Source organism: Pseudomonas arabinosi, from assembly GCF_047758675.1.
GTDB classification, from domain to species: Bacteria; Pseudomonadota; Gammaproteobacteria; order Pseudomonadales; family Pseudomonadaceae; genus Aquipseudomonas; species Aquipseudomonas arabinosi.
The window spans coordinates 5,688,220-5,714,466 of sequence record NZ_CP180480.1; the positions used below are offsets into that span (position 1 = coordinate 5,688,220).

A 26,247-nucleotide genomic window follows, 5' to 3' on the forward strand; every position below is an offset into this window, starting at 1 on the left:
TCCCACAGTGATTGCGTCGTACACAAAATGTGTGAACACCACCGAACCTGTGGGAGCCAGCCTGCTGGCGATGGGCATCACGCCATTTTCACGCCAGGCGTGAGAGTCGCCGGCAAGGTCAGGCTCGGCGTTTCCAGCGAAGCAACCGGGTACGCGCAGTAATCTGCCGCGTAGTAGGCGCTGGCGCGGTGGTTGCCCGAAGCGCCGACACCGCCGAATGGCGCGCTGCTCGCAGCACCGGTCAGCTGTTTGTTCCAGTTGACGATGCCCGCACGGCTTTCCAGCCAGAACTGCTGATAACGTGCTTCGGAATCCGAAAGCAGACCGGCCGCCAGGCCATAGTCGGTGTCGTTGGCTTCAGCGATCGCCGCCTCAAAATCAGCGTAGCGGATCACTTGCAGCAGCGGGCCGAACAGCTCTTCGTCAGGGCGATCAGCCACTGCCGTGACGTCCAGAATACCTGGGGTCAACAAGGCGGCTTGAGCTTGAGGTTGAGTCATTTCCAGCAGCGCGACTGCGCCGTTACCCAGCAGATGTTCCTGCGCATCCATCAGTGCTTTCGCAGCGCCGAGGGAAATCACCGAGCCCATGAACGGTGCCGGTTGCTGATCAAACGCGCCGACTTCAATCGTACGGCTGACCGCCACCAGACGCGCCAGCAGTGTGTCGCCCCAGGCGCCCTGCGGCACCAGCAAGCGGCGCGCACAGGTGCAACGCTGACCGGCGGAAATGAACGCCGACTGGATGATGGTGTAAACGGCAGCATCGAGGTCTGCGACCTGATCAACGACCAGCGGGTTGTTACCCCCCATTTCCAGCGCGAGGATCTTGTCCGGACGACCGGCAAACTGTTGGTGCAGGTGATTGCCGGTGCGGCTGGAGCCGGTGAAGAACAAGCCATCGATGCCCGGGTTCGCCGCCAGGGCGATACCGGTTTCGCGAGCGCCTTGCAGCAGGTTCAACACGCCTGCCGGCAGACCGGCTTCGATCCAGCACTTGACCGTCAGTTCGGCGACTTTGGGCGTCAGCTCGCTGGGTTTGAACAGCACGCTATTACCGGCCAGCAGCGCCGGCACGATGTGACCGTTCGGCAGGTGACCCGGGAAGTTGTAAGGCCCGAACACAGCAACCACACCGTGTGGCTTGTGGCGCAACACGGCGGTGGCGTCGCCCAACGGGCCGCTCTTCTCGCCGGTACGTTCGCGGTAGCTCTGCACCGAGATCGCAATCTTGTTGACCATGCTGGTGACTTCGGTCGCCGCTTCCCACAAAGGTTTGCCGGTTTCCTCGCCGATAGTGCGAGCCAGTTCGTCAGCATTGTTCTTCAGCGCGGCGGCAAAGGCCTCCAGCACGGTGATGCGTTCTTCCAGGGTACGTCGGGCCCAGCTCGGGAATGCCTGGCGCGCAGCTTGCACGGCCGATTCAACCTGAGCCGTGGTAGCGCCTTCGCCGGCCCACAGCACTTGTTGGGTGACCGGGTTCAGCGACTGAAAGGCGTCACCCTGGCCAGCCAGCCATTCACCTGCGATGTATAGCGAATTCATTATTTCGACTCCCTGGCAGCGGACAACGGAACGGCGCGCACTTGATCGCCGGCGTTGAGTTGAAGACGTTTGGCGGTCAGCGGATCGACCACCAGCGTACCGGCGGCGAAACGTGCAGGAGCAGCAGTGATCCGGCAGTCTTCGCGCTTGCGGTTATGAATCAGGAACGGAGTGGCGTCGTCACCCGGTGTGCCGATGGCCAGCACCAGCGCCTGGCTGTCGCGCACTGCGCGGATCTTGCCGGTTTCGCACTCAACGGCAGGACCGGCGTCGAAGATGTCGACGTAGCCTTGATAGCTGAAACCTTCGCTTTTGAGCATGGCCAACGCCGGCTCGGTGTCCGGATGAACCTGGCCGATCACGTTGCGCGCATCTTCCGACAGGAAGCAGGTGTACAACGGGAATTTCGGCATCAGTTCGGCGATGAACGCCTTGTTGCCCACACCGGTCAGGTAGTCAGCCTGGCTGAATTCCATCTTGAAGAAGTGACGCCCCAGGCTTTCCCAGAACGGCGAACGCCCGGCTTCGTCGGACATGCCGCGCATCTCGGCGATGATCTTGTTGCCGAACAGTTGCGGGAACTCGGCGATGAACAGCATCCGCGCCTTGGCCAGCATGCGACCGTTGAGGCCAGTGCGGTAGTCGGCGTGCAGGAACAGCGAGCACAGCTCGGAGTTACCGGTCAGGTCGTTGGCCAGGAACAGCGTCGGGATTTCGCGGTAGATGTTCAACTCTTGCGAAGCGCTGACGGTCAAGCCAACCCGGAAGTTGTACCAAGGCTCACGCAGACCGACAGCACCGGCGATGGCGGAAATACCCACCACGCGGCCGTCATCGTCTTCGAGCACGAACAGGTAGTCCGCATCGCCCCGCCCGGCTTCGCCGCGAAAGGTCTTCTCGGCCCAGCCGACCCGATGGGCCAGACGTTCTTCGTTGGCCGGCAAGGTGGTCAGGCCCGTGCCGGTGCTGCGGGCCAGGTCGATCAGAGCGGGTAAATCGCTGCTGCGTACGGGACGAACGATCATGCTATCTCCTCAAACGGGCCGCTTGCGCCACCCGTGAAACTCGCTGCTTTTTAGGCATTCTTTCCAAGCATTCTTTCCAGGCGTAGCGGCGGGTGTTAAACCGCCACCAGGCGCACGCTGGCACCTTCACCGACGCCCAAAGCTTCGGCCGCTTCAAGATCCAGGGTCACGGGTTTGCCCGGCGCGTAATCGAGCTCAAGCAAAACGGCGCGGTAATCCTGCAACTGGGCGTTGGCCACCAGGTACTGACGACCGGCGCCTTTGACCGGCTCGCCGATTTTCACCGGGACTACTCGGCTCTGGGCGATCGAACGGATCCCCGAGACGCGGGCGTGCAGGGTCGGCCCGCCGTCGAAAATGTCGATGTAATGATCGGTTTCGAAGCCTTCGCGCATCAGGATGTCGAAGGTGATCTGCGCCCGTGGGTGCACCTGGCCCATCGCCTCTTGAGCGGAGTCCGGCAGCAGCGGCACATAGATCGGGTAATGCGGCATCAGCTCGGCCAGGAACGTCCGGCTCTTCAGACCGCACAGACGCTCGGCAGCGGCGTAGTTGAGGTCGAAGAAATTACGGCCGATGGCATCCCAGAACGGCGAATCACCATTTTCGTCGCTGTAACCGACGATCTCGGTCACCACGGAATCGGCGAAACGCTCCGGATGGCTCGCCACGAACAACAAGCGACCACGGGAGTTGAGTTCCGACCAGGCCGACCCCACCAGCTCCGGCAGCACGTAGAAACTGGTCAGCAAACTGTTGCCGGTCAGGTCGTGGCACTGGGAGAGCACGTGGATCTTGTTGTGAATCTTCAGCTCGCGGGAGGCGTGCACAAAGGTTTCATTACGGAAGCTGTAGAACGGCTCGGAATAACCGGCCGACGCAACGATGGCTGAGCAGCCCACCAGTTTGCCGGTGGCGGTGTCTTCGAGGACGAAGAAATAGCTCTCTTCACCGTTGAAGCTGACTTCGGCGGAGAACGAGGCTTCGCTTGCCGCGATCTTGTCGCTCAGGCGTTCAACGTCATCCGGCAAGGAAGTGACACCAATCGGGCTGTCCGCAGCCAGACGCTGTACCTCGCCCAGATCAGCCATTTGCGCGGGGCGCATCACCAGCATGGTGTCACTCCTTTCTCGAAAAACTCTTTGAGGAAAAATAACCGGGCCAGTCCTGAAACCACTCGGAATAATGTGGGAGCGGGCTTGCTCGCGAAAGCGGTGTATCAGTCGACATTGCTGCTGTCTGACCCACCGCTTTCGCGAGCAAGCCCGCTCCCACATTGAATCTGGTCCGGCATAAAAATTTGCATCGACGCCTGATTGTTCAGGCGTCGAAGGGCCTATCAGGCTTGAGTCAGTTTCGCCGCGGCGCGTTCGAAACGGTCCAGACCGGCATCGATATCGGCGTCTTCAACCACCAGGCTTGGCGCGAAACGAACCACGTCGGGGCCGGCTTGCAGAATCATCAGGCCTTCTTTTTCAGCGGCGTTGAAGATGTCCTTGGCCTTGCCTTTCCAGGCATCGCTCAGCACGCAACCGATCAACAGGCCCATACCACGGACCTTAGTGAACAGGCCGTACTTCTCACCGATCTGTTCCAGGCGAGCCTTGAACTTGTCGTGCTTGGCGTTAACGCCGGCCAGCACTTCAGGGGTATTCACCACGTCGATCACGGCTTCAGCGACAGCGCACGCCAGCGGGTTGCCGCCATACGTGGTGCCGTGAGTGCCGACGACCAGGTGTTTGGCCAGGTCTTCGGTGGTCAGCATCGCGGCGATCGGGAAACCACCGCCCAGGCTCTTGGCGCTGGTCAGGATGTCCGGGGTCACGCCGTAATGCTGGTAGGCGAACAGCTTGCCGCTACGGCCCATGCCGGTTTGCACTTCGTCGAAAATCAGCAGCGCGTTGTGTGCGGTGCACAGTTCACGGGCGCCTTGCAGGTACTCGAGTTCGGCGGGGATGACACCGCTCTCGCCCTGGATCGGTTCCAGAACCACAGCGCACGTCTTGTCGGAAATGGCGGCTTTGAGCGCGGCCAGATCGTTGAACGGCACGTGTGTGATACCGGTGATCTTCGGACCGAAGCCATCGGAATACTTCGACTGGCCACCGACGTTCACGGTGAACAGGGTACGACCGTGGAAGCTGTTGAGCGCAGCGATGATTTCGTACTTCTCGCTGCCGAAACGATCGAAACCGACGCGACGGGCCAGCTTGAAAGCGGCCTCGTTAGCTTCGGCGCCGGAGTTGCAGAAGAACGCACGCTCGGCAAAAGTAGCGTCGATCAGCTTATGGGCCAGGCGCAAGGCCGGCTCATTGGTAAACACGTTGGACACGTGCCACAGCTTGTTCGCCTGCTCGGTCAATGCAGCGACCAGCGCCGGGTGCGCATGGCCCAATACGTTAACGGCAATCCCGCCGGCGAAGTCGATCAGCTCGCGGCCAGACTGGTCCCAGACGCGGGAGCCGGCGCCACGAACAGGAATGAAAGCGGCAGGCGCGTAGTTGGGAACCATTACCTGGTCGAAATCGGCGCGTTGTACCGCAGCGTGCTCAACGGACATCGGAGTCTCCTGATGAGGAACACTCGCCTGAAACTGGCGAGCGATGGGGGGATTGTAAGGACAGTTTTCAGCCCGGCCTTGCCGCCAAGCGACAACTTCTTATAGCGCAAACCCCGGTTTCAGCCGGGTTTACGGCAATGCGACATATAGCGTCGCAAAGGCGCAGTTTAAACTGCCGGCACAGGTTATAGGCAGGGTTGACGAGCGGTGCGGTAAATATGTACCGCACGCCCTCCTTCATCGTTTGTTTTGCTTGGGTTCAATCCAAACGCTAAGGGACTGGCGCAATGATTCAACATGACCCCGAGCTTATCGCTCAACCGGACGCGCATTTTCATCACGCGTTCAACAACCTGCCCGACTGGGCATTAAAAGCATCGCCCGCTACGCGCAACGCGCTGAAAAGCGCCCGACTGGAACTGCCGGAGTGGCACGCCACAGCGACCCGCCAGCAACATATGTCATTGAAATCCTCCAGCGTGGATCACTGGACCCAGCGCAATCGGCTGGAGGCGATGCTCGGCAAACTGAAAAACGCCCAGGACTTTGCCGAACCGCTCTTGAGTGACGCGCTGAAAACCCGGTTCGGCCTGGACCTGGACGTCAGAACGACCTTCCTGCGTCTGTACATTCCTCAGACCATCCCCTGGTTCCCGATCAAGTCAGGTGCCGCCCGCGCCTGGACGGTGTCGCTGCTCGACGCCGCCCTGCACAACTTTCAGCAATCGGAAACGGAGGCGGACGCTTATGAATCCGCCTCGACATTCATCACCCAACCTTCGGCCTCCGGTCAGTTCAATACGTTGCCGGCGATCAAACGCAAACTCTCTGTTCAGGACTTCACCCGATTGTGCCGGGAACTGGATATCGGCGGTCAGTACGAGGCTTATCTCAACGACAATCTGGGGCTGACCAATCCGGTGGCGGGCACTGTGCTGAAGTCGCAGGTCATCCCGACGCACAAGGCAGCGCTTCGGTCCGCACTGGAACTGGCCCACGCCCGAGGGGATCTGCCTGCCGATGCGTATCTTTCGATTCTCGGCATGACCGTGAGCAACGCCGCCCCGCGCCTGGACGACCAGCCGTTGTATTGTCACGACCTGACGATCATGTCCTCCTTGCTGACCGGCATCGTCATTTTCGCGCCAAGGCTTAAACGTGCACGCGAGGCCAAACGGATCATCGCGTACATCCCCGATGATCCGGAGCACCCGCTAAAACAGTATCCCGACACGCTGACGTTCATGATGGAGCTGACCCGCAAACTGCGCTCGGCCGCTTACCAGGCATTCTTCAGCCGATTCGTCGATCACAGTGAAAGAGGCTACTTTTTCGCCAACCTCAACCACCGCCTCAGCAACGTGACCTGGCATCAACACGCACGCGGCGACTCGCTGCCCAGTTGGCGAGAAACACCCATCGACAAGCCCAACCTGCGGTTTGCGGTGAGCCCGCCCCACACCGATCTCTGGTCGCACCTCTATCAGCAGCAACTGAACAAGATCCTCAACGACGCGCGCACCCTCGCCGTCTCCACCGCCAGCGCCGACCGTGCCGCGCGATGGGCGCTGTGGGACGCGCTGAGCAAAATAGCCACGACGATTATTGAAGTGGCATCGTTCGTGGCCATACCCTTTGTGCCGTTTCTGGGTGAGATGATGCTGGCCTACATGGCCTATCAGGTACTCGATGAAACCTTCGAAGGCATCATCAACTGGGCGCAAGGACTGAAAGAAGAAGCATTCGGCCACTTGATGGCGTTGGTTGATACGGTGGTTCAAGTCGGCGCCTTCGCGGTAGGTGGCGCCCTTGTTGCCGGGGCGTTCAGCCGCCTGCTGTCGGGCGAAGCGGTGGCGCTGTTATCGCCACTCAAAGCTGTCGAAACGGGCGCAGGTAAAACCCGATACTGGAAGCAGGACCTCACGCCTTACGAGCAACCCATCGACTTGCCGACGCAAGCCAACCCCGATCAGCTCGGCTTGTATCAGCATCAAGGAAAAACGCTGCTACGCCTCGAGGACAAGCTCTACGCGGTGAAACCCGATCGCGAAACCGGTCGGTTTCAGATTCAGCATCCAGACCGGACCGATGCCTATCAGCCTCCGTTGCGCCACAACCAACATGGCGCGTGGCAGACATCACTTGATCAACCCCTGACATGGGACCGGGACACCGTGCTGCGCCGTCTCGGCCCCAGCGTGGAGTCATTCAGCAGCGCCGAGCGCGAGCAAATCCTGCAGATCAGCGGCTTCCACGACAATGTGTTGCGCGAGATGCATGTCGAGAAACAACGCCCGCCCTCACTGCTTACCGACACGATCAAACGATTCAAGATCGATCGCGACATTCAGTCATTAATCGAACAGGGCAGCAGCGATCACCCCGAACACTTTGACGCCCTGCACCATCGCAAATTGCTGTTTGAAACCCGTTACCGGGCGCTTGAAAAAACCAGCGACCCGCAGGTTCAGCGACTGCTTGGCGATGTACCGGGATTACCGACTGACATCGCGCAAGAACTGGTGAGCAACGCGACCGGCACGGAGCTGACGCAGTTGCACAACGGCCAAGTACCGCCACGCCTCAAAGAAGCGGCAGTCAAAGCCTTGGAAGCCGTGCGTGTCGCCAGAGCGTATGAAGGGTTTTATCTGGCCGACATGGAAACAGCGGACACCCACCGACTGGCATTGCATAGCCTCGAAACGCTGCCCGGTTGGCCCACCGACCTGCGCATCGAGGTCAGGGAATTTTCCCCTGACGGCACCTTGCGCGACGGCATCGGCCAGCCCGACGCGCCGATCATCAGGACGCTGGTGCAGGCTGAGGATGCTACTTATCAGGTGCATGGAATCAGCGAACAGCCCGGCGACTTTTATCAAGCCATTCTGCGAGCACTGCCGGATGCACAGCGCAAGGCGTTGAACCTCTCCTCCGAAGATGGCCCGGCCTTCAAGCAGCGTATTGCCGAGCACGCGGTGACTCAACCGCAATTGCGCACGCTGTTCACAAAGCACCCGTTGCGTAAACCCTTCTACGACCCGAGGCTGATGCGCCTTCCTGGCGGCACGGCGGGTTACCCCCGCATTGGACGCCCGACACCGACACTCAACGAGCGGGTTCTGGAAGTGTATCCAAGCCTGAATCCGGAGGAACTGCAGGCTTTCGTCGCCGATTTACAGCGTCACCCCAGTGGTGCGCGTATCGAACTTACTCGCCTGAGCAACGAACTTGAACAGCTGCATCTGGACTTGGACAACTGGATAAGAAACACCCCTGACGTCCACCCCGAAAGCCGACTTCCGCTGAGCGAACTGGAACGCCAGGGGGAACAGCACAATCGCCGGTTACTGGCTCAGGAAATCCAGCGCAGTTGGCGCCGACAATCGGACCGCGACCTCGAGGCACCAGGCGACAGTCACCGTTATGTACTGCAGTTCCCGGAGCCGATCCTGGGTGACCTGCCGGGGCTGACGGCCAATTTCAGTCACGTCTCACACCTGGCCCTGAAAGGCCGTCATGCGGAGCAAGGCATCCACGGTTTCTTGCGAGGTTTCAATGGGCTACGTCGCCTCGATTTGCGCCGTTTCTCCCTCAGCACCCTGCCCGACACGATTCCACAAATGACAGACCTCGATGAGCTCGTGCTCAGCGACTGCGGCATCCGGTTCGACGCCGCTACCTGGTCAAAGCTGTCTTCATCAAAAAAACTGGTGATGCTGGACCTGTTCCGCAATTCATTTGATGTGATACCCAACATCGAATCCCTGCCTGAGCTGGTGCACCTGGACCTGAGTGGTACAGGCCTGACCGAAGTGCCCGGCAGCGCCATGAAACACAGAAAGCTCGACACCCTCATGCTGATGAATAACCAGATCACCGAGCTGCCGACGGGTTTGCTCGACAGTGTGGTTTACGAGAACCGCGGTATACATCTCTCGAACAATCCACTCACTAACCAGGCTCGTGAGTTCATCAAGCAGCAGTACTTTGAAACCTCTTACGATTTAGGTGTCTTGGCCCCCGAGGCGGATATCGCACGGGTCAGCGCGCTCTACCCGACCCTGGAAATCGAGCAGGCCAGCGACTTCGTCTACGAATTGCCCGGCACACTGGTCAATGGCCGAGTCGAGCTGACTAACCTGGAAGCGGAGTTCACTCAACTGAGCAATGATCTGTCTGCCTGGACAGCCAACCTGCCAGCCCAACATCCACTGACTGGCGAACCCTTCAATGCGCAACAGCAGTTCATCGAGCATGCCAATCGCGATGAATTCAAAGAAGCACTGGAGCAATGCTGGCGGCATGAAAGCGAACTGGACGATTTCAATGTCGCCCTTGAGCCCTCCTTCGAGCTCAACATCCGCCCCGTTATCAGCGGTGATCTGCCAACCCTCAGCGCTGACTTCAGTCATGTCTCGGCGCTGGTGCTGCAAAGCGTCGAGGGCGTGACGCGTGTCGGGCGCTTTCTGGAGTCATTCCCCAACCTGAAACGCCTGAAGTTGCGCGATTGCAATCTGGGCAACATTCCCGATGCGGTATTCAAGATGGGCCAATTGAAATCACTGTCATTGCCCGGCTGCCGAATCACTTTGTCAGCAGAATCGGTAAACGCCTTGGCGGCGATGGAGCAGGTCGACTATCTGGATCTGAATTTCAACTCACTGGGGCAAACGCCCGACCTGAGTCAAATGAACGGGCTCGCCACCGTCCTGCTCCATGACACCGGGATCACCGAAATCCCCCGGGGCCTGTTCCAGCTGGAAGCATTGGACTGGGCAGACCTGAGCGCAAACGCCATCAGCGAAATACCCGACGAACTGCTGGAATCGCAGGTGGAAACTGCAGAAAACATCAGCTTGAGGGGCAATCGGTTTTCCGAGGAAAGCCTGGCGCGCATCACCCTTTACTTCCAGCGTACCGGTAACAATCTGGGCATGGACCTGCTCGTGTAGTCAGCCCCGTTCGGAGGGCACCGACGACAGTTCGAACGGGCTGCTGCTGCGCCGCTGGTTGCGATCTTCCCGCGGCGTGGCACCGAAGAAGTTGCGGTAGGCGCTGGAGAAATGCGGCCCCGAGGAGAAGCCACACGACAGGCCGATCTGGATGATCGACTTGCTGGTTTGCATCAACATCTGCCGGGCCTTGTTCAGGCGCAGTTCCAGGTAATACTGGCTCGGCACACGGTTGAGGTATTGCTTGAAGATCCGCTCCAGCTGCCGACGGGACACGCACACATGCTGGGCGATTTCGTCGGTGGTCAGCGGCTCTTCGATGTTGGCTTCCATCAGCAACACGGCTTGCGTGAGCTTCGGATGGCTGGAACCGAGACGGTTCTGCAGCGGAATGCGTTGGCGCTCACCGCCCTCGCGGATGCGCTCGACCACCAGTTCTTCGGATACCGCACCGGCCAGTTCGGCGCCATGGTCACGGGCCAGCACGGCCAGCAACAAGTCGAGCACCGACAGGCCGCCGCACGCGGTCAGGCGATCGCGATCCCAGTCGAACAGATGGCTGGTAGCAATGACTTTCGGGAAACGTTCGGTGAAATCGTCCTGCCAGCGCCAATGCACGGCAGCGCGGTAACCGTCGAGCAAACCCAGTTGTGCCAACGGGTAAACACCGGCAGACAAACCACCGATCACGCAGCCAGCACGCACCAGTTGTTTCAGCGAACTACTGAGCGCCGGCGCGAGCGTGGTCGGCGGCTCATCGGCGAGCAGGAACAGTTTCTGGAAGTTTTCGAGCTTGCCGGCCCATGGCTCACCCGGCAATTGCCAGGCACCTTCGGTCGGCGGTTCGGCCTGCAAAAACGACAGTTCGTAGACAACGTCCGGATGCACACGCTGGGCAACACGTAAGGCCTCCTCAGCCAGCGCAAGCGTCAGTGCTTTAGTGCTGGGCCAAATCAGGAAACCAATTCGATGGGCAGTCATGGCGGGCAATCCGAAACGAAAACACTGTTAGAAGCCGAAAGCGGCTGCAACCAAATTAGACCATCTGGCGCGCGGTGCGCAGCATGACCTAATTTGGTGCGTAACGGGAGCGATTACTTAAGGCTACCCGAGAGGAATTGTTGCAGACGTTCGGACTGTGGATTGACCAGCACCTCACGCGGGTTGCCGCTTTCTTCGACGACACCTTTATGCAGGAACACCAGCTGGTTCGACACTTCACGGGCGAAGCCCATTTCGTGCGTCACCACCACCATGGTCCGGCCTTCCAGCGCCAGGGCCTGCATGACTTTCAGCACGTCGCCAACCAGTTCCGGGTCAAGCGCCGACGTCGGTTCGTCGAACAGCATCACCTCAGGCTCCATCGCCAGCGCACGGGCGATCGCCACACGCTGCTGCTCGCCGCCGGACATGTGGCCCGGGTACGCATCCTTACGATGGGCTACGCCGACCTTGTTCAGGTAGTGCTCAGCCTTCTCGCGGGCTTCGGCCTTGGACATGCCGAGCACGTGGACCGGCGCTTCCATGATGTTTTCCAGCGCGGTCATGTGCGACCACAGGTTGAAATGCTGGAACACCATCGACAGGCGCGAACGCATGCGTTGCAGCTGTTTCGGGTCGGCCGCCTTCAGCGCGCCTTCCTTGTTGGCGACCAGTTTCAGCTCTTCGTTGTTGAGCAGAATCTTGCCCGCGTGCGGCTGCTCCAGCAGGTTGATGCAACGCAGGAAGGTACTTTTGCCGGAGCCACTGGAGCCGATGATGCTGATCACATCGCCAGCCGCCGCTTTCAGGGACACGCCCTTGAGCACTTCGTGACTGCCATAGCGTTTATGCAGGTCTTGGACTTCAAGTTTGTACATGCGGTCGGTTCTCACAAAAACAGTCAGTCAGTCGTTGAGCAAGCGCCCGTGACGCAGCGCTTCGCGCCCCGCCACCTTGGCCAGCCAGAAACCGGGTTGGGCATAACGCAGCCGTTCAATGGCAAACAGCACCCCGGACGTACCAGCACACACCGTGCTGACCCGATCCGATAACGGATCGATCACTTCGAAAATCTCATCGCCGGCTTCAATCCATTCGCCGGGTTTACGCAAGAAACTGATCACGCCAGGGTGTGGCGCAAACAGTAATTCGGTGCCTTCGAACGGCATACCTTCGCAAGCGTCCTGCGCAGGTTTTGGCCATTCGCCGCTGATCAAGCCTTGTTCGGCGAGGAACGCCAGAATGCCTTCGGCGTAAGCGCAGGCTTCAGCGCGACCGGTATCGGCCTGACCACCTAATTCAATGGTAGTCGCCAGGCAGGCCAGGGGAATCTGCGCATCAGGAAACAGACGCGACAGACGCAACCACGGCAGCGAACAGGCTTCGTCGAAGGAGCTGCCACCGGAATCTTCCGCCAGCAAACCCACCTTCACGTCCAGGTGCGCGGCGAGCGAACGCCATTGCGGCCAGTGTTGCGGCAAGGCGTACATGTGCAGCGCCGCTTCGGCATCGCAATGCAGATCCAGCACCACGTCAGCGGTGCAGGCATGACTGAGCAAAATGCGCTGCATGCCTTGCAACTGACTGGCGGCTGGCGGCAATGCGGCAAGCACATCGCTCATGGTCTGACGGATCAGCTGAATATTGGCGTGCGGATCATCACCCAGGCGCCCTTCCAGCTCGGCGGCCACTGGCGCGCTCAGCTCGACAAAATCCCGGTTGAAGTTCTTGCCGCTGCCCGCCTCGAAACGCCCTTGATGATTGCCTTGCAGCAGTTGACCGAGGCCCAGTGGATTGGCCACCGGCACCAGTTCGATCACACCGTTGAGCAAGCCTTGGGCTTCGAGTTCGGTCAGGCGCTTTTTCAGCTCCCAGGCCGTGCGCATGCCCGGCAGTTCATCGGCGTGCAGGCTGGCCTGGATGTAGGCCTTGCGCTCGCCGCTACCGAAGCGGAACACCGAAATCTGGCGTTCGCTGCCCAAGTGGCTCCACGGCAATGAATGATCGATGCGTTCCATATCAGTGCTTCCGCGGGGCCATATAGCCCAGCCAGCGGCGCTCGGCCAGTTTGAACATCTTTACCAGAATGAAAGTCAGGCACAGGTAGAACACGCCGGCGGTGATGTAGGCTTCGAACGGCAGGTAAAACTGCGCGTTGACCGTGCGTGCGGCACCGGTGATGTCGATCAGGGTCACGATGGACGCCAGACTGGTGGTCTGCAGCATCATGATCACTTCGTTGCTGTACTGCGGCAGCGCCCGGCGCAGGGCCGACGGCAGCAGGATGCGCTTGTACATTTTGTAGCGCGACATGCCCATTGCCTTGGCCGCCTCGATCTCGCCGTTCGGCGTGGCCCGCAGGCTGCCGGCGATGATTTCGGCGGTGTAGGCGCTGGTGTTGATCGCGAAGGCCAGGCACGCACAGAACGTCGCGCTGGACAGCCACGGCCAGAGGAAGCTTTCACGTACCGCTTCGAACTGCGCCAGACCGTAGTAGATCAAGAACAGCTGCACCAGCATCGGTGTGCCGCGAATCACGTAGGTGAAGAGCCAGGCCGACATGTTGACGGCTGCGTTCTTCGAGACGCGCATCAGCCCCAGCGGCAAGGCCGCCAACAGACCGAAAAACAGCGACAGCGCGAGCAATTTGAGGGTGGTCACCAGGCCGCCGAAGTACAGCGGCAGGGCCTCCCAAATGACGTTGTAGTCGAAGATCATAGATCAGCCGCCCTTACGCCTACCGAGTAGCGCTTCTCAAGGTGACGCAATGCCAGCAACGAGACGCTGGTGATCACCAGGTACATCGCCGCCACTGCGAGGAAGAAGGTGAAAGGCTCGCGGGTGGCATCTGCCGCCTGCTTGGCCTTGAACATCATGTCTTGCAGACCCACCACCGAAATCAGCGCGGTGGCCTTGGTCAGGACCAGCCAGTTGTTGGTGAAACCCGGAATTGCCAGACGAATCATCTGCGGCACCAACACCCGGAAGAACACCTGAAAACTGCTCATGCCATACGCCATGCCGGCTTCTGCCTGACCTTTCGGGATCGCCATGAAGGCACCACGGAAGGTTTCCGACAGGTATGCACCGAAGATGAAGCCCAGGGTGCCGATACCGGCGGCCAACGGGTTCAGGTCGATGTAATCGTCAAAACCGAGCATCGGCGCGACGCGGTTGAGCAGGTCCTGACCACCGTAGAAAATCAGCAGGATCAGCACCAGGTCGGGAATCCCGCGGATCACCGTGGAGTACAGGTCGCCCAGCCAGGCCAGCCAGCGAATCGGGGACAGACGCAGCGCAACGCCGATCAGACCCAGAACAATGGCCAAGACCATGGACGACAAGGCGAGCTGAAGCGTCAGCCATGCGCCATCGAGGATGACAGCCCCGTAGCCTTTCAACATGATTCAGGTCCTCGAAAAGGGGGATGAAAAAATGGCGCAAACCTCAGAGATCCTGCTGCTTGCGCCATTTCGGACTTGTCGCCGGGACGTGTTACTTGCCGTAGATATCGAAGGCGAAGTACTTGTCCTGGATCTGCTTGTACTTGCCGTTCTCGCGAATGGCGGTGATCGCGGTGTTGATCTTGTCTTTCAGCGCGTCACCCTTGCGAACTGCGATACCTACGCCGTCGCCGAAGTATTTGACGTCGGTGAAGGCCGGGCCAACGAAGGCGAAACCTTTGCCGGCGTCGGTTTTCAGGAAACCGTCATCCAGCAGCGTAGCGTCTGCCACGGTGCCGTCGAGGCGGCCAGCGGCCACGTCGAGGTAAATTTCGTTTTGCGAGCCGTATGGCTTGATCTCGGCACCCAGCGGGGCCAGCACTTCACGGGCGAAACGCTCGTGGATCGAACCACGTTGCACGCCGATGTTCTTGCCCTTGAGCTCAGCCAGGCTGTCGCTGACTGGAGTGCCGGCCTTCATGACCAGGCGAGCCGGGGTGTTGTAGTACTTGTTGGTGAAGTCCACGGACTTCTTGCGGTCTTCAGTGATCGACATGGACGACAGGATCGCGTCGATCTTGCGCACTTTGAGTGCCGGGATCAGACCGTCGAACTCTTGCTCGACCCAAACGCACTTGACCTTCATCTCTTCGCACAGAGCGTTGCCGATGTCGTAGTCGAAACCAACGATGCTGCCGTCCGGCGCTTTGGAAGCGAACGGAGGGTAAGCCGCTTCGATACCAATTTTCAGAGGCTTTTCATCAGCGAAAGTCGGCAGGGACAGCACGGACAGTGCCAGGGCGCCAAGCAGCACGAGTTTCTTCATCTTGGGACTCCATCGGTAAAGGGCTAAAACGGCAGAGTGAGCGACAGCCCAATATGCGAATGAGTGGAACCGCAAAGCGGTGCTGCGTCGTAGGAGTCGCGCGCTTTTTTCAACGCGAGCCACAACGAGCGAGTGATCGGCATTCTAACGACAGGCCCGAAGCCGATATTTCTTCAATGCGACAACTAATTACAGAAGCACCGAGAAAGCCGCTTGAGCGCGTTGACAGCCCTGCAAATTCATGCAAGAGCAAAAGACAGTAAACCGATCTATGCTGCAAATTGCGGGCCTATTATTGGCAAACCCTTCTAATCCGGCAAGCATAGCGTTGTGTCTTATTTTTTATGGGGACTGGAACGGCCCGATGACGGGGCTTTGCGTTTCCCAATGCCCCGTATCCGTGCGCGCGGTTACACATTCAGTTACTTGAAGGCTTGCAGGTAACAGTGGGAAATCACCTACAGACGAAGCCGATAATTATTGGCCGTTGTTGATGTGGTGTCTGACAGGACGCCTTCGCGAGCAAGCCCGCTCCCACAGTTGATCTCCAGTGAGCATAAGATTTGTGCCAGGCGCAGATCCCCTGTGGGAGCGAGCTTGCTCGCGAAGAGGCCCGCACTGCCAACACAAAAACACCAGACAATAAAAAGCCCCGCCAGACGCAATGCCGGGCGGGGCTTTGGTGACTCAAGAACCGCTTACGCGACGTTCATGATCTTGTGTTCATCAATCAAATGCTGCACCACACCCGGATCCGCCAGAGTGGAGATATCCCCCAACCCATCGTATTCGGCCGTAGCAATCTTGCGCAGGATACGGCGCATGATTTTACCCGAACGGGTTTTCGGCAGGCCCGGCGCCCACTGGATGACATCCGGCGAAGCAATCGGGCCGATCTCTTTACGGACCCAGTTTTTCAGCTCCAGACGCAGCTGCTCGCTCGGCTCTTCGCCACCGATCAACGTGACATAGACATAGATGCCCTGCCCTTTGATGTCGTGCGGCACACCGACCACGGCCGCTTCGGCGACTTTCGGGTGGGCGACCATCGCGCTTTCAATCTCGGCGGTCCCCATGCGGTGGCCGGACACGTTGAGTACGTCATCCACACGACCGGTGATCCAGTAGTAACCGTCTTCGTCACGACGCGCACCGTCACCGGTGAAGTACATGCCGCGGAACGTCTTGAAGTAGGTATCGACGAAGCGGTCATGGTCGCCATACAGCGTGCGTGCCTGGCCTGGCCACGAATCGAGAATCACCAGGTTGCCCTCGGCAACGCCCTCGATGATGTTGCCCAGGTTGTCCACCAACGCCGGCACCACACCGAAGAACGGACGTGCCGCAGAACCCGGCTTGAGCGCATGCGCACCCGGCAGCGGGCTCATCATGTTGCCGCCCGTTTCGGTCTGCCACCAGGTGTCGACGATCGGGCAGCGGGATTGGCCGACGTTCTTGTAGTACCAATCCCACGCTTCCGGGTTGATCGGCTCACCGACCGACCCCAACAGACGCAGGCTGCTGCCATCAGCGCCTTCAACGGCGGCCTTGCCCGACGCCATCATCGCGCGGATGGCGGTCGGGGCGGTGTAGAGGATGTTGACCTTGTGCTTGTCGACGATCTTCGCCACCCGGGTGATGTCCGGATAGTTCGGCACGCCTTCGAACAGCAGCGTGGTCGCGCCATTGGCCAGCGGGCCATAAACGATGTAACTGTGGCCGGTGACCCAGCCGACGTCGGCGGTGCACCAGTAGACTTCACCCGGACGGTAGTCGAACACGCGCTCGTGGGTCATCGCCGCGTACAACAGATAACCGGCGGTGGTGTGCTGCACACCCTTCGGCTTACCGGTCGAACCGGAGGTATAAAGGATGAACAGTGCTTCTTCAGCGCCCATCTCTTTCGGCGCGCAGACACTGCCCGCCACTTTCATCAGGTCTTCGTACCAGATGTCGCGATGCTGGTTCCACTTGATGTTGCCACCGGTGCGCTTGCACACGATGACTTTCTGGATGCTGCTGGTTTCCGGGTTGGTCAGCGCATCGTCGACGTTGGTCTTGAGCGGGATCTTCTTGCCGGCACGAACGCCTTCATCAGCCGTGATCACCACTTTGGATTTGCAGTCGATGATCCGGCCCGCCAAGGCTTCCGGCGAGAAACCACCGAACACCACCGAGTGAATCGCGCCGATCCGGGTACACGCCAGCATGGCGACCACGGCTTCGGGGATCATCGGCATATAGATAGTCACCACGTCGCCGCGGTGCACATCCTGGCCACGCAGGGCGTTGGCGAACTTGCAGACTTGTTCGTGCAGCTCGCGATAGGTGATGTTGCGGCTTTCGGCAGGGTCATCCCCTTCCCAAATAATCGCGACTTGATCGCCGCGCTCGGCCAGATGACGGTCGAGGCAGTTGTAGGAAACGTTCAGGGTGCCGTCGGCGAACCACTTGATGTCGACATGGTGATCGTCGAAGGAAGTCTGTTTCACGGTGGTGAAAGGCTTGATCCAGTCGAGGCGCTTGGCTTGCTCGCGCCAGAAGCCGTCCGGGTTAACGACGGACTGCTGATACATGGCCTTGTAGGTCGCCTCGTCAGTCAGCGTGTTAGCCAGAACCTCGGGACGAACGGGATACAGAGAAGCCGCACTCATCTTTGTTACCTCGGTGGAATAGTTGTTTTTGTATGACCCAGTTGTAGCCGGGCCGGGCCTATAGAACCATTCGACGATGGTAGTAACAAGCCCCTACAAAATGTGGCTATACCCCGTCGAGGCGCTCAAGGCCGGCTATTTAGGGCCCCCGTAGGAGCTGCCGAAGGCTGCGATCTTTTGATCTTGGCGGTCCTCGAAGATCAAAAGATCGCAGCCTCCGGCGGCTCCTACAGGGATTGTTACGAAATTCGCCAAAGGTGTTTATCAAAAGCACGGCTATATGAATGTAAACCCCACGCCTAAAATCAGCCTCGCCAACCAGGCAACGTGATTAACCAAGTTGCAGCCCCCACGAAGGCAGTTAATCCAAAACCTAGTACTTAAGTTCTACACGCAACCCCAAAAAGGTTGCGTGACCCCATTCGACCTCTAAAAGGTAAATCTGAAATGAAAGCTTTATTAGTTCTGGCCCTCAGCAGCCTGTGCGCAACCGCCATGGCAGACGAGGCCCCGACTGATGTCGCGCAGCAGCAACCCGCCGTTGAGGAATACACTTACTCTACTCACCTGGACATCGCCAAAGTTATCTCCATGAGCGAAATCCCGAACGTTTGCGAAGTTGTTCCGGCGAAAATGGAATACGACGACTCCAAAGGCCAACGCCACATTCTGCGTTACAGCGTTATGGGTAACGGCTGCTCTAACGGCTAATCACCCGCTCTCACCCTCCCAAGGTTCGACCCACCCGCCCGCTACTTAAGGCAGATGAAGCGCCGAACCTTATATCTATTTATTCGATTAGTTTAAGCATTTATTTGCGCTTTTTAATCAAATTAGTTGGCGTAGTATCAATTCCACACCCAAGGCACAAAACGCCAACGAACCTGGAGCCACTACCATGAAAACCAAACTGATCCTCGCCCTGACCCTCTCTGTCCTGGCCGCTAACACCTTCGCCGCTGACGGCTACGACCGTTCCGGCTCGGCTACTTACACCACTCAATCGGCTGTCGCTTCTGACGGTTACAACCATACCGGTTCGGCGTCTTTCGCCTCCGATGGCTCCGACCACACGGGCGCTGCCAAACTCGCTTCTGACGGTTTTGATCACACAGGTGCTGCCAAAGTCGCTGCCGATGGCGCAGATCACGTGGGCGCCGCTCGCCTCAGCTGATCATCAAGCGTGACTTTACAGCCCGGCTTCGGCCGGGCTTAGTTGTGTCTGGGGGCATCGAAAAGTGACTCAAAACACAACATGTAGTGAAAAACGCAGTTTTCTGGCTATTTTTTGAACAAAAAAATTGCCCACCAAAATTTATGAAAAAAAATCTGCACCCGCGACATCCAGCCAAAGCCCTGTAAACCCTCGCTCCAACCGAAAAACCCTCCTTCTCGACCGCTCCATGCGCGGATTCGCCCCACCACGGCCGCAAAAATTTCCCTATAATGCCGCCTTAACGGGCCTGCAATATTCCCTTACAGGGATAACAGCCAGTCTGAAGCCCACGCCGAAGTCTTCACCGATTTCTGCGCCCCTCAGAGGCTCTCGGAACCCCGTACAAAATTATGTTTATTTGCCTGCGTGTACCGCTGCAAAAAACGCTATCCAACGCGGCCAGTACGGTCGTGTGAAAAACCAACCAATCAGTTTTCACACGGGCATCTGGCCCTCACGCAGGAGACGACACGTCATGCTGAGCTGGGACGAATTCGACAAAGAAGACAGCGGCGAAACCGTTGTAAAAGGCGCCAACGCCGGGCACGCAACTGAAGCCAACATGGACCGCCTCGACACCGCTGGTGGCGTTGCTGCGCAAGAAGCCCGCGCTGTAACCGCGTCCGACTCCGCCGCAATCGCCCGTGCAAAAGCTGCCCTGGACAACCTCGACATCGCCGAAGGCCTCGCCGAACTCGAAGGCGCCTCCGCCCGTGTGGCGGTCGACGAAAAGCGCATGATCAACTGCCGCGCCGACCTCAACCAGCTCGTCCCGTTCAAGTACGACTGGGCCTGGCAGAAGTACCTGGACGGTTGCGCAAACCACTGGATGCCGCAAGAAGTCAACATGACCGCCGACATCGCCCTCTGGAAAGACCCGGAAGGCCTGACCGACGACGAGCGCCGCATCGTCATGCGCAACCTCGGCTTCTTCTCCACCGCCGACTCCCTGGTTGCCAACAACCTGGTCCTGGCCGTGTACCGCCTGATCACCAACCCGGAATGCCGCCAGTACATCCTGCGCCAGGCGTTCGAAGAGGCGATCCACACCCACGCCTACCAGTACTGCATCGAATCGTTGGCCATGGATGAAGGCGAGATCTTCAACATGTACCACGAGATCCCATCGGTCGCGAAAAAAGCCACCTGGGGCCTCAAATACACCCGTTCGATCTCCGATCCAAAGTTCGAAACCGGCACCGTCGAAACCGACAAAGAGCTGCTGCGCAACCTGATCGCCTACTACTGCGTTCTGGAAGGCATCTTCTTCTACTGCGGCTTCACCCAGATCCTCTCCATGGGCCGCCGCAACAAAATGACCGGCGTCGCCGAGCAGTTCCAATACATCCTGCGCGACGAATCCATGCACCTGAACTTCGGCATCGACGTGATCAACCAGATCAAAATCGAAAACCCGCACTTGTGGGATGCCGAAATGAAGGAAGAAGCTTCGCAGATGATTCTGCAAGGCACTCAGCTGGAAATCGAATACGCGCGTGACACCATGCCTCGCGGCGTGTTGGGCATGAACGCGGCGATGATGGAGGACTACCTGAAGTTCATCGCTAACCGTCGTTTGAGCCAGATTGGTTTGAAAGAAGAGTATCCAGGGACGACTAACCCGTTCCCTTGGATGAGCGAGATTATGGACTTGAAGAAAGAGAAGAACTTCTTTGAGACTCGGGTTATTGAGTATCAGACTGGTGGGGCGTTGAGCTGGGATTGATTCCCGAGCTAGCGCTCAGAATCACTAGATCGCGAAACCTTCTCACTAAATGTGAAATGGATTCACCCAAAAGGCTGCCAAATGGCAGCCTTTTTGTTTGTCACCCGCATATACCTAAGCGCACCCAGCCCCTCAGAAACTGTAGCCCCCCTCCAATTGGTAGACCGCTGAGATTTGGTGCCTATATTGCCTCCTATAAGTGAGGCATCTGTCACTGCTGACTTGCCTGTTCGTGAGAGGGAGGCGGAGCAGCGTCGCCTCGATAGTCAACGCTTGAATGTATTTGAGAAAGAAAATGCTGCTTTGCATACGAGTTGTTTAAACCTAAAGCCATGCTTGATCGCTTCAAATTATTGGCTCAGTTCATGGACTATACTTGGCGGTTGCCCCGATGAATGTCCAACTCCCCAATCGGCTTAACGCCACTGTCAGAATCACGCCTACTCGTTCGATTGGCCGAAAGCGCTGCCTTGTGTTGGTCATCGTATTGACCTAGTTGAGGGTAAAAACGACCGAGCCAGTGCGCTGGAAATCAGCGTATCCACATCTGTAGCAGACCCGATGAACATAGTGTGTCGACGGAATTTTCGAGGTATACGGCGAAGCTAACTCAATTGGGCGTGAACATGGCTTGTCTCTGTATCTGAAAGCCCGATTGACGTTTAGCAATTCAGCTTGTTCGTCCATTGGGTAAGCTTTGTTGCTCAGTGCTATCTGAACAAAAAACCTGCGCTTGAATTTTCTGATTTAGTGCGAATGATTTTCAGTTATCGATTGATCTTGCGAAGCGATAGTTTTGGTTTCGAACGTGCGGCTAGTTTGTTCGATGAAAGCTTGTTTCCGAAGCGGCTAGAGGGCTGCTAATTAGGCCATGTTGTGTCGGTCTCTAACGATCAAAACTGGCCACTATGTGGGAGTAGCGGCCGGTCCATCCGGAGCCGAGCAGTATCAGCCTGTGGCTACACAGGTCGAACCGGCCAAAGCAAGCCCTCATCACGAGGGGCGACTCATTTCTCGGGCAGCAATGGTTGTTGCCGCTGACCGAAAACTGACCCAGTAAAGGCTGTTCTGCCGACTGAAAACTGACCCAGGTGTTCAATTGCTTCTGCTCACTTTTCGAGCAGGAGAACACAGGGTGATCAGCATGGAAATGTTGGGAAAAATCCGGCGGATGTACTTCCGCGACAAGCTCTCGCTGCATCAGATAGCCAAGCGTACCGGGCTGTCGAGAAACACCATTCGAAAATGGGTCAGAGCACCCGAAGCCACTCAGCCGGCGTACCAACGGTGCGCAACCTTCAACAAACTCAGTCCATTTCACGAGACGCTTGAGCAGGCGCTCAAGGCCGATTCGTTTCGGGCAAAGCACAACCGCAGAAGTGCCAAAGCACTCTTCGAACAGATCAAGGCCGAGGGGTACGACGGCGGCTACAGCCAGCTCACCGCCTTCATACGCACGTGGCGCGGCCAGCAAGGCAAGTCTTTACGGGCCTTTGTGCCGCTGACCTTTGCACTCGGCGAGGCCTTTCAATTCGACTGGAGCGAAGAAGGTCTGCTGATCGGCGGCCTGTTCCGACGCATCCAGGTCTCCCATATGAAGCTGTGCGCCAGTCGCGCATTTTGGTTGGTTGCGTATCCCAGCCAAGGCCACGAGATGTTGTTCGATGCCCATACCCGCTCTTTTGGCGCGTTAGGTGGGGTGCCGCGTCGTGGCATCTACGACAACATGAAAACGGCTGTCGACAAGGTCAACAAGGGTAAAGGCCGCACGGTCAATGCCCGGTTTGCGGTCATGTGTGCGCACTACCTATTCGATCCGGACTTCTGCAACGTGGCCTCCGGCTGGGAAAAAGGCATCGTTGAAAAGAACGTCCAAGACAGCCGACGGCGCATCTGGCTCGATGCTCAAAACTGCATGTTCCACACCTTCGAGGAATTGAATGCCTGGCTCGGCCAACGCTGCCGTGCGCTCTGGGACGAACTGGTGCACCCGCAGTACAACGGGCTGACAGTGGCGGACGTCCTGGCGCTGGAACGCGCCGAATTGATGCCGATGCCGACTGCCTTTGATGGCTACGTCGAGCGCACCGTACGGGTCTCCAGCACATGCCTGATCAGCGTGGCGCGAAATCGCTACTCGGTGCCGTGTGAGCGGGTCGGTCAGTGGGTCAGCAGCCGTTTGTATCCCACGCGGGTGGTGGTCATCGCCGATGAAACGATGATTGCCAGTCACGAGCGCCTGTTTGATCGAGATCAGGTCAGTTTTGACTGGCAGCATTACATCCCGCTCATCGAACGCAAGCCCGGTGCGCTGCGCAATGGCGCTCCGTTTGCCGATCTGCCGAAGCCGTTGCAACTGCTAAAACGCGGTCTGAGGCGGCACACCAATGGTGATCGAGTCATGACGCAGGTACTGGCGGCTGTTCCCATCGCCGGGCTCGACGCCGTATTGGTGGCTGTGGAGTTGGTACTGGAATCAGGCAGCTTGAGTGCTGACCACATCCTGAATGTCCTGGCTCGACTGACATCGACAGCAGCCCCTCCGTCCGCCGAAACCAGCCTGCAACTCAAGATAGCGCCTGTCGCCAATACGGCACGCTACGACCGGCTCCGTACCACCGATGAGGAGACTCGCAATGCGTGATCTTAAGGCGGAACTCAAAGAACTGCGTCTGCATGGCATGGCCAGCGCCTGGGAAGAACTGGCCTCGCAAGGCGAAGCCTCAACGACCTCGTCGAAATGGCTGCTTGAGCATCTTCTCCAACAAGAACATGCGGATCGAGCGGTGCGCTCAGTGAACCACCAGATGAACATGGCCAAACTCCCCATGCATCGTGATTTGGCCGGTTTCGACTTCAGCGCTTCCAGCGCAGACGCCCGCCTGGTCAGGGATTTGTCCAGCCTGGAATTCACCGATACCGCGCAGAATGTCGTGTTCATCGGCGGGCCTGGTACAGGCAAAACACACCTCGCCACCGCCTTAGCCGTGTCCGGGATCACGACGCATCACAAACGCGTGCGCTTCTACTCCACGGTGGATCTGGTCAATCTGCTGGAGCGCGAAAAGTACGACGGCAAGACGGGCCGCATAGCTCAAGGGCTGTTACGAACAGACCTGGTGATACTCGATGAACTGGGGTATTTGCCCTTCAGTCAGAGCGGTGGTGCCCTGTTATTTCACTTGCTATCCAAGCTATACGAGCACACCAGCGTGGTGATCACCACCAACCTCAGCTTCTCGGAATGGTCGAGTGTATTTGGTGACGCCAAGATGACCACAGCGTTGCTGGATCGGCTGACACACCACTGCCACATCGTCGAAACGGGCAACGAGTCCTACCGCCTGCAACACAGCACTCTGGCCGCGCAGACAAAGATCAAATCACGTGAACGAAAGCGCAAGGACGAAGATGGTATCGAGGACGATGAGCTATTCTGATCAGCACCGAAAATACCCTGCCGCATGCCCACATGCGGTGGGGCTTAATGCCTCTTCCACCGGGACACGACTGCTAAGCTTATCCACAATTGCTGATGCAAAAATCAGCAATCCGCCCTGGGTCAATTTTCAATCGGCAGGGTGGGTCAGTTTTCAATCAGCGCCGACAGCTAATTGCCAGTGCGGGTTTGATCTACGCAACATCCCGAAAATAAACTGGCACTCGCAGAGTTCGCATTGTCTGCTGAAGATCTTTAGGACGAAGGATCAGGCTGCGCTGGGTCGATTCATTTTTGCGCTGAAGGCGCTCAGATATACGAAGCACCCAAACCAAACTCTGGAAATCCTAGAAACAGCTGCTCGTGTCGCCGATTGTGACACTAAGATATTTGGGGAGCTGCTGGAGACATCCAAGCGGCTGTACCCGTGCCTTACGCTGAGGCCACTACTTGCTCCTTGGATGGCTTCGGAAGATTCATGGATCAAAAGCCAAGTGCAACATTTGCTCCAATCCAAATCCGATATCGCAGATGCTAAAGGAACGTGTAAATGCTCAGCGCTTCGGCTTTATCAGGACGAGATGATTCACGCGCTGAAAATTTCACAGACCAAGCTTCGCTCATTTCTGACTCGTGATTTGGTTCAACGCGAAAAGGGTGATGACACTCGGTGGACATACTCCGCCAAAAAGCTATGCATGCTGTTTGAGCAACCGACGGGACTTCTCCTGCCAACCGGACAGTCTTCTATCTCGGAACCTTCAACTCAAGATTGCAGCACGCACCTTACCATCGAAGAGACCGCTATCCGCTTGGGCGTATATCCGCAGGCGATTCGTAGCGCCCACTCGCGGGGTTTCATGCAGACTGGTGTCAGGAAAGGCCCCCATGGCAGGACCTTGCTCCAGGTGGCTGCGATAGATCACTTCTCGGAAAATTTCGTGTTCATAGGTCAACTTGCTACGGATCTGGGTCTTCCCAGAACGACCCTTTCAGCAAAACTCCTCCATCTAGGGGTAACACCGATTTCTGGACCAGATCTTGATGGAGGGCTAATAACGGTTTACCGCCGCGATGACATCAATGGAGAAGTCCAAGCCTCACTACAAAACGTTGCTCACTACAAATCCAACGCAGGTAGAAAACCCAAATGCACCTCAAGCTTGATCGGAGAGGAATCGACATCAAGCACCGATACTGCGCGCGATCTTGGGTTTGTACTGCACGATTTGAAGCATCTCGAACGACAAGGCTTGATCAGCCGAGCAAAAAACATGAAGACCGGCCGCCATTACACAAGCAGCTCGGTCGCAAATGCCAAAGCAAAGCTTGAGAACATGATCTCACTCAAGCGTTTTTCAGCTCAGCTCGGCATGACTCCACAGACGTTCTCCAGGCGATTTATCCAAAGCGACTTTCTGGAGTACTTCCGCGTAGGGAGTAAAACCCTAATATCCACAGAGCAAATCCGTAGAGTGCAAGAGCACCGGGAGCTATACATGAGCTTCTGCGAAGCGGATGAAATTCTAGGCGCCTCAATCGGACATACCGCCAACCTTGTAAGACAGAAAAGGCTTAATCCCGTACACCCGTATGAAACCGGCTACGTTTCTACCGTTCGGCTTCTGCGCCGACATGATGTTAACGAAATAAAATAACCCCCCATCTACGCAAAAACCAGTGGTGTTCTGCCACTGGAAACCTCCCGAAAAAAACGACCAGAATCCATTTCATAAATAAGCGCAAAAGAAGTTTATAAATTCGCGAAATAACGAAAAAAGAATTTCGCCTCTAGTGGAAAAATTCTCTACAGGCCTTGGTTTTCGGGACCACCGTTTCGTAGGCCAATGACGATGAGCGGCTAGCCGTGATTTGACGATT

At 57.8% G+C, this 26,247-nt stretch carries 18 protein-coding genes; 7 read left to right on the plus strand and 11 right to left on the minus strand.

Going from position 1 to position 26,247, the window contains the following annotated elements; translation table 11 throughout:
• Positions 1–77: 77 nt before the first annotated feature.
• The 4 genes from astD to ACMXYJ_RS26495 all read right to left on the minus strand — a co-directional run bounded on the left by astD (position 78) and on the right by ACMXYJ_RS26495 (position 5,129).
• On the minus strand, positions 78–1,547 hold the full coding sequence (astD, locus tag ACMXYJ_RS26480) for a succinylglutamate-semialdehyde dehydrogenase (protein WP_415760810.1): 1,470 nt from the start codon (positions 1,545–1,547) through the stop codon (positions 78–80).
• Complete coding sequence (astA, locus tag ACMXYJ_RS26485; protein WP_008154313.1) at positions 1,544–2,569, minus strand: arginine N-succinyltransferase; 1,026 nt, start codon at positions 2,567–2,569, stop codon at positions 1,544–1,546. The genes astD and astA overlap by 4 nt, the downstream gene beginning before the upstream one ends.
• Positions 2,570–2,664: 95 nt before the next feature.
• Positions 2,665–3,684 (minus strand): arginine/ornithine succinyltransferase subunit alpha, encoded by a 1,020-nt coding sequence (gene aruF, locus ACMXYJ_RS26490; protein ID WP_056741423.1) that lies wholly within the window; start codon positions 3,682–3,684, stop codon positions 2,665–2,667.
• Positions 3,685–3,908: 224 nt separating this feature from the next.
• Complete coding sequence (locus ACMXYJ_RS26495; protein ID WP_415757541.1) at positions 3,909–5,129, minus strand: aspartate aminotransferase family protein; 1,221 nt, start codon at positions 5,127–5,129, stop codon at positions 3,909–3,911.
• 287 nt (positions 5,130–5,416) lie between these two features.
• Here ACMXYJ_RS26495 and ACMXYJ_RS26500 point away from each other — a divergent pair, with 287 nt between their 5' ends.
• Positions 5,417–10,081: a dermonecrotic toxin domain-containing protein gene (locus ACMXYJ_RS26500; protein ID WP_415757542.1), complete on the plus strand. Its 4,665-nt coding sequence runs from the start codon at positions 5,417–5,419 to the stop codon at positions 10,079–10,081.
• Here the strand turns inward: ACMXYJ_RS26500 and argR are convergent, their stop codons facing one another.
• The 7 genes from argR to acs all read right to left on the minus strand — a co-directional run bounded on the left by argR (position 10,082) and on the right by acs (position 17,985).
• Positions 10,082–11,062, minus strand: a complete 981-nt coding sequence (argR, locus tag ACMXYJ_RS26505; protein ID WP_033056741.1) for a transcriptional regulator ArgR — start codon at positions 11,060–11,062, stop codon at positions 10,082–10,084. It abuts the gene before it with no gap.
• 113 nt (positions 11,063–11,175) lie between these two features.
• Entirely contained in the window at positions 11,176–11,940 is a 765-nt protein-coding gene (locus tag ACMXYJ_RS26510; RefSeq protein ID WP_223525871.1) for an ABC transporter ATP-binding protein, read from the minus strand.
• Positions 11,941–11,967: 27 nt separating this feature from the next.
• On the minus strand, positions 11,968–13,080 hold the full coding sequence (locus tag ACMXYJ_RS26515; protein ID WP_415757543.1) for a M14 family metallopeptidase: 1,113 nt from the start codon (positions 13,078–13,080) through the stop codon (positions 11,968–11,970).
• Position 13,081: 1 nt separating this feature from the next.
• Positions 13,082–13,780 (minus strand): ABC transporter permease, encoded by a 699-nt coding sequence (locus ACMXYJ_RS26520; RefSeq protein ID WP_415757544.1) that lies wholly within the window; start codon positions 13,778–13,780, stop codon positions 13,082–13,084.
• A complete protein-coding gene (locus tag ACMXYJ_RS26525; protein ID WP_008154330.1) occupies positions 13,777–14,466 on the minus strand; it encodes an ABC transporter permease in 690 nt (229 codons plus the stop codon). The genes ACMXYJ_RS26520 and ACMXYJ_RS26525 overlap by 4 nt, the downstream gene beginning before the upstream one ends.
• A gap of 91 nt (positions 14,467–14,557) precedes the next feature.
• Positions 14,558–15,331 carry an ABC transporter substrate-binding protein gene (locus ACMXYJ_RS26530; RefSeq protein ID WP_008154331.1) on the minus strand — a complete coding sequence of 258 codons (774 nt, stop codon included), beginning with the start codon at positions 15,329–15,331 and terminating at the stop codon, positions 14,558–14,560.
• A gap of 698 nt (positions 15,332–16,029) precedes the next feature.
• Complete coding sequence (gene acs, locus ACMXYJ_RS26535; RefSeq protein ID WP_056741430.1) at positions 16,030–17,985, minus strand: acetate--CoA ligase; 1,956 nt, start codon at positions 17,983–17,985, stop codon at positions 16,030–16,032.
• Between the two features lie 447 nt (positions 17,986–18,432).
• Here acs and ACMXYJ_RS26540 point away from each other — a divergent pair, with 447 nt between their 5' ends.
• The 6 genes from ACMXYJ_RS26540 to ACMXYJ_RS26565 all read left to right on the plus strand — a co-directional run bounded on the left by ACMXYJ_RS26540 (position 18,433) and on the right by ACMXYJ_RS26565 (position 26,024).
• Positions 18,433–18,696 (plus strand): DUF2790 domain-containing protein, encoded by a 264-nt coding sequence (locus ACMXYJ_RS26540; protein ID WP_059404905.1) that lies wholly within the window; start codon positions 18,433–18,435, stop codon positions 18,694–18,696.
• 187 nt (positions 18,697–18,883) lie between these two features.
• Complete coding sequence (locus tag ACMXYJ_RS26545) at positions 18,884–19,159, plus strand: hypothetical protein (protein WP_415757545.1); 276 nt, start codon at positions 18,884–18,886, stop codon at positions 19,157–19,159.
• A gap of 517 nt (positions 19,160–19,676) precedes the next feature.
• Complete coding sequence (locus ACMXYJ_RS26550) at positions 19,677–20,927, plus strand: ribonucleotide-diphosphate reductase subunit beta (protein ID WP_008034875.1); 1,251 nt, start codon at positions 19,677–19,679, stop codon at positions 20,925–20,927.
• A gap of 1,144 nt (positions 20,928–22,071) precedes the next feature.
• Positions 22,072–23,571: an IS21 family transposase gene (gene istA / locus ACMXYJ_RS26555; protein WP_415756578.1), complete on the plus strand. Its 1,500-nt coding sequence runs from the start codon at positions 22,072–22,074 to the stop codon at positions 23,569–23,571.
• Positions 23,564–24,367, plus strand: a complete 804-nt coding sequence (gene istB / locus ACMXYJ_RS26560) for an IS21-like element helper ATPase IstB (RefSeq protein ID WP_415756579.1) — start codon at positions 23,564–23,566, stop codon at positions 24,365–24,367. Before istA ends, istB begins: the two co-directional genes overlap by 8 nt.
• Positions 24,354–26,024, plus strand: a complete 1,671-nt coding sequence (locus ACMXYJ_RS26565; protein WP_415757546.1) for a hypothetical protein — start codon at positions 24,354–24,356, stop codon at positions 26,022–26,024. The genes istB and ACMXYJ_RS26565 overlap by 14 nt, the downstream gene beginning before the upstream one ends.
• The last annotated feature ends 223 nt before the right edge of the window (positions 26,025–26,247 follow it).

What these genes read in the sequence shown, in the direction of transcription:
- astA (WP_008154313.1), bottom strand. Translation starts at nt 2,569, where the DNA reads ATGATCGTTCGTCCCGTACGCAGCAGCGATTTACCCGCTCTGATCGAC.
- aruF (WP_056741423.1), bottom strand. Translation starts at nt 3,684, where the DNA reads ATGCTGGTGATGCGCCCCGCGCAAATGGCTGATCTGGGCGAGGTACAG.
- ACMXYJ_RS26495 (WP_415757541.1), bottom strand. Translation starts at nt 5,129, where the DNA reads ATGTCCGTTGAGCACGCTGCGGTACAACGCGCCGATTTCGACCAGGTA.
- ACMXYJ_RS26500 (WP_415757542.1), top strand. Translation starts at nt 5,417, where the DNA reads ATGATTCAACATGACCCCGAGCTTATCGCTCAACCGGACGCGCATTTT.
- argR (WP_033056741.1), bottom strand. Translation starts at nt 11,062, where the DNA reads ATGACTGCCCATCGAATTGGTTTCCTGATTTGGCCCAGCACTAAAGCA.
- ACMXYJ_RS26510 (WP_223525871.1), bottom strand. Translation starts at nt 11,940, where the DNA reads ATGTACAAACTTGAAGTCCAAGACCTGCATAAACGCTATGGCAGTCAC.
- ACMXYJ_RS26515 (WP_415757543.1), bottom strand. Translation starts at nt 13,080, where the DNA reads ATGGAACGCATCGATCATTCATTGCCGTGGAGCCACTTGGGCAGCGAA.
- ACMXYJ_RS26520 (WP_415757544.1), bottom strand. Translation starts at nt 13,780, where the DNA reads ATGATCTTCGACTACAACGTCATTTGGGAGGCCCTGCCGCTGTACTTC.
- ACMXYJ_RS26525 (WP_008154330.1), bottom strand. Translation starts at nt 14,466, where the DNA reads ATGTTGAAAGGCTACGGGGCTGTCATCCTCGATGGCGCATGGCTGACG.
- ACMXYJ_RS26530 (WP_008154331.1), bottom strand. Translation starts at nt 15,331, where the DNA reads ATGAAGAAACTCGTGCTGCTTGGCGCCCTGGCACTGTCCGTGCTGTCC.
- acs (WP_056741430.1), bottom strand. Translation starts at nt 17,985, where the DNA reads ATGAGTGCGGCTTCTCTGTATCCCGTTCGTCCCGAGGTTCTGGCTAAC.
- ACMXYJ_RS26540 (WP_059404905.1), top strand. Translation starts at nt 18,433, where the DNA reads ATGAAAGCTTTATTAGTTCTGGCCCTCAGCAGCCTGTGCGCAACCGCC.
- ACMXYJ_RS26545 (WP_415757545.1), top strand. Translation starts at nt 18,884, where the DNA reads ATGAAAACCAAACTGATCCTCGCCCTGACCCTCTCTGTCCTGGCCGCT.
- ACMXYJ_RS26550 (WP_008034875.1), top strand. Translation starts at nt 19,677, where the DNA reads ATGCTGAGCTGGGACGAATTCGACAAAGAAGACAGCGGCGAAACCGTT.
- istA (WP_415756578.1), top strand. Translation starts at nt 22,072, where the DNA reads ATGGAAATGTTGGGAAAAATCCGGCGGATGTACTTCCGCGACAAGCTC.
- istB (WP_415756579.1), top strand. Translation starts at nt 23,564, where the DNA reads ATGCGTGATCTTAAGGCGGAACTCAAAGAACTGCGTCTGCATGGCATG.
- ACMXYJ_RS26565 (WP_415757546.1), top strand. Translation starts at nt 24,354, where the DNA reads ATGAGCTATTCTGATCAGCACCGAAAATACCCTGCCGCATGCCCACAT.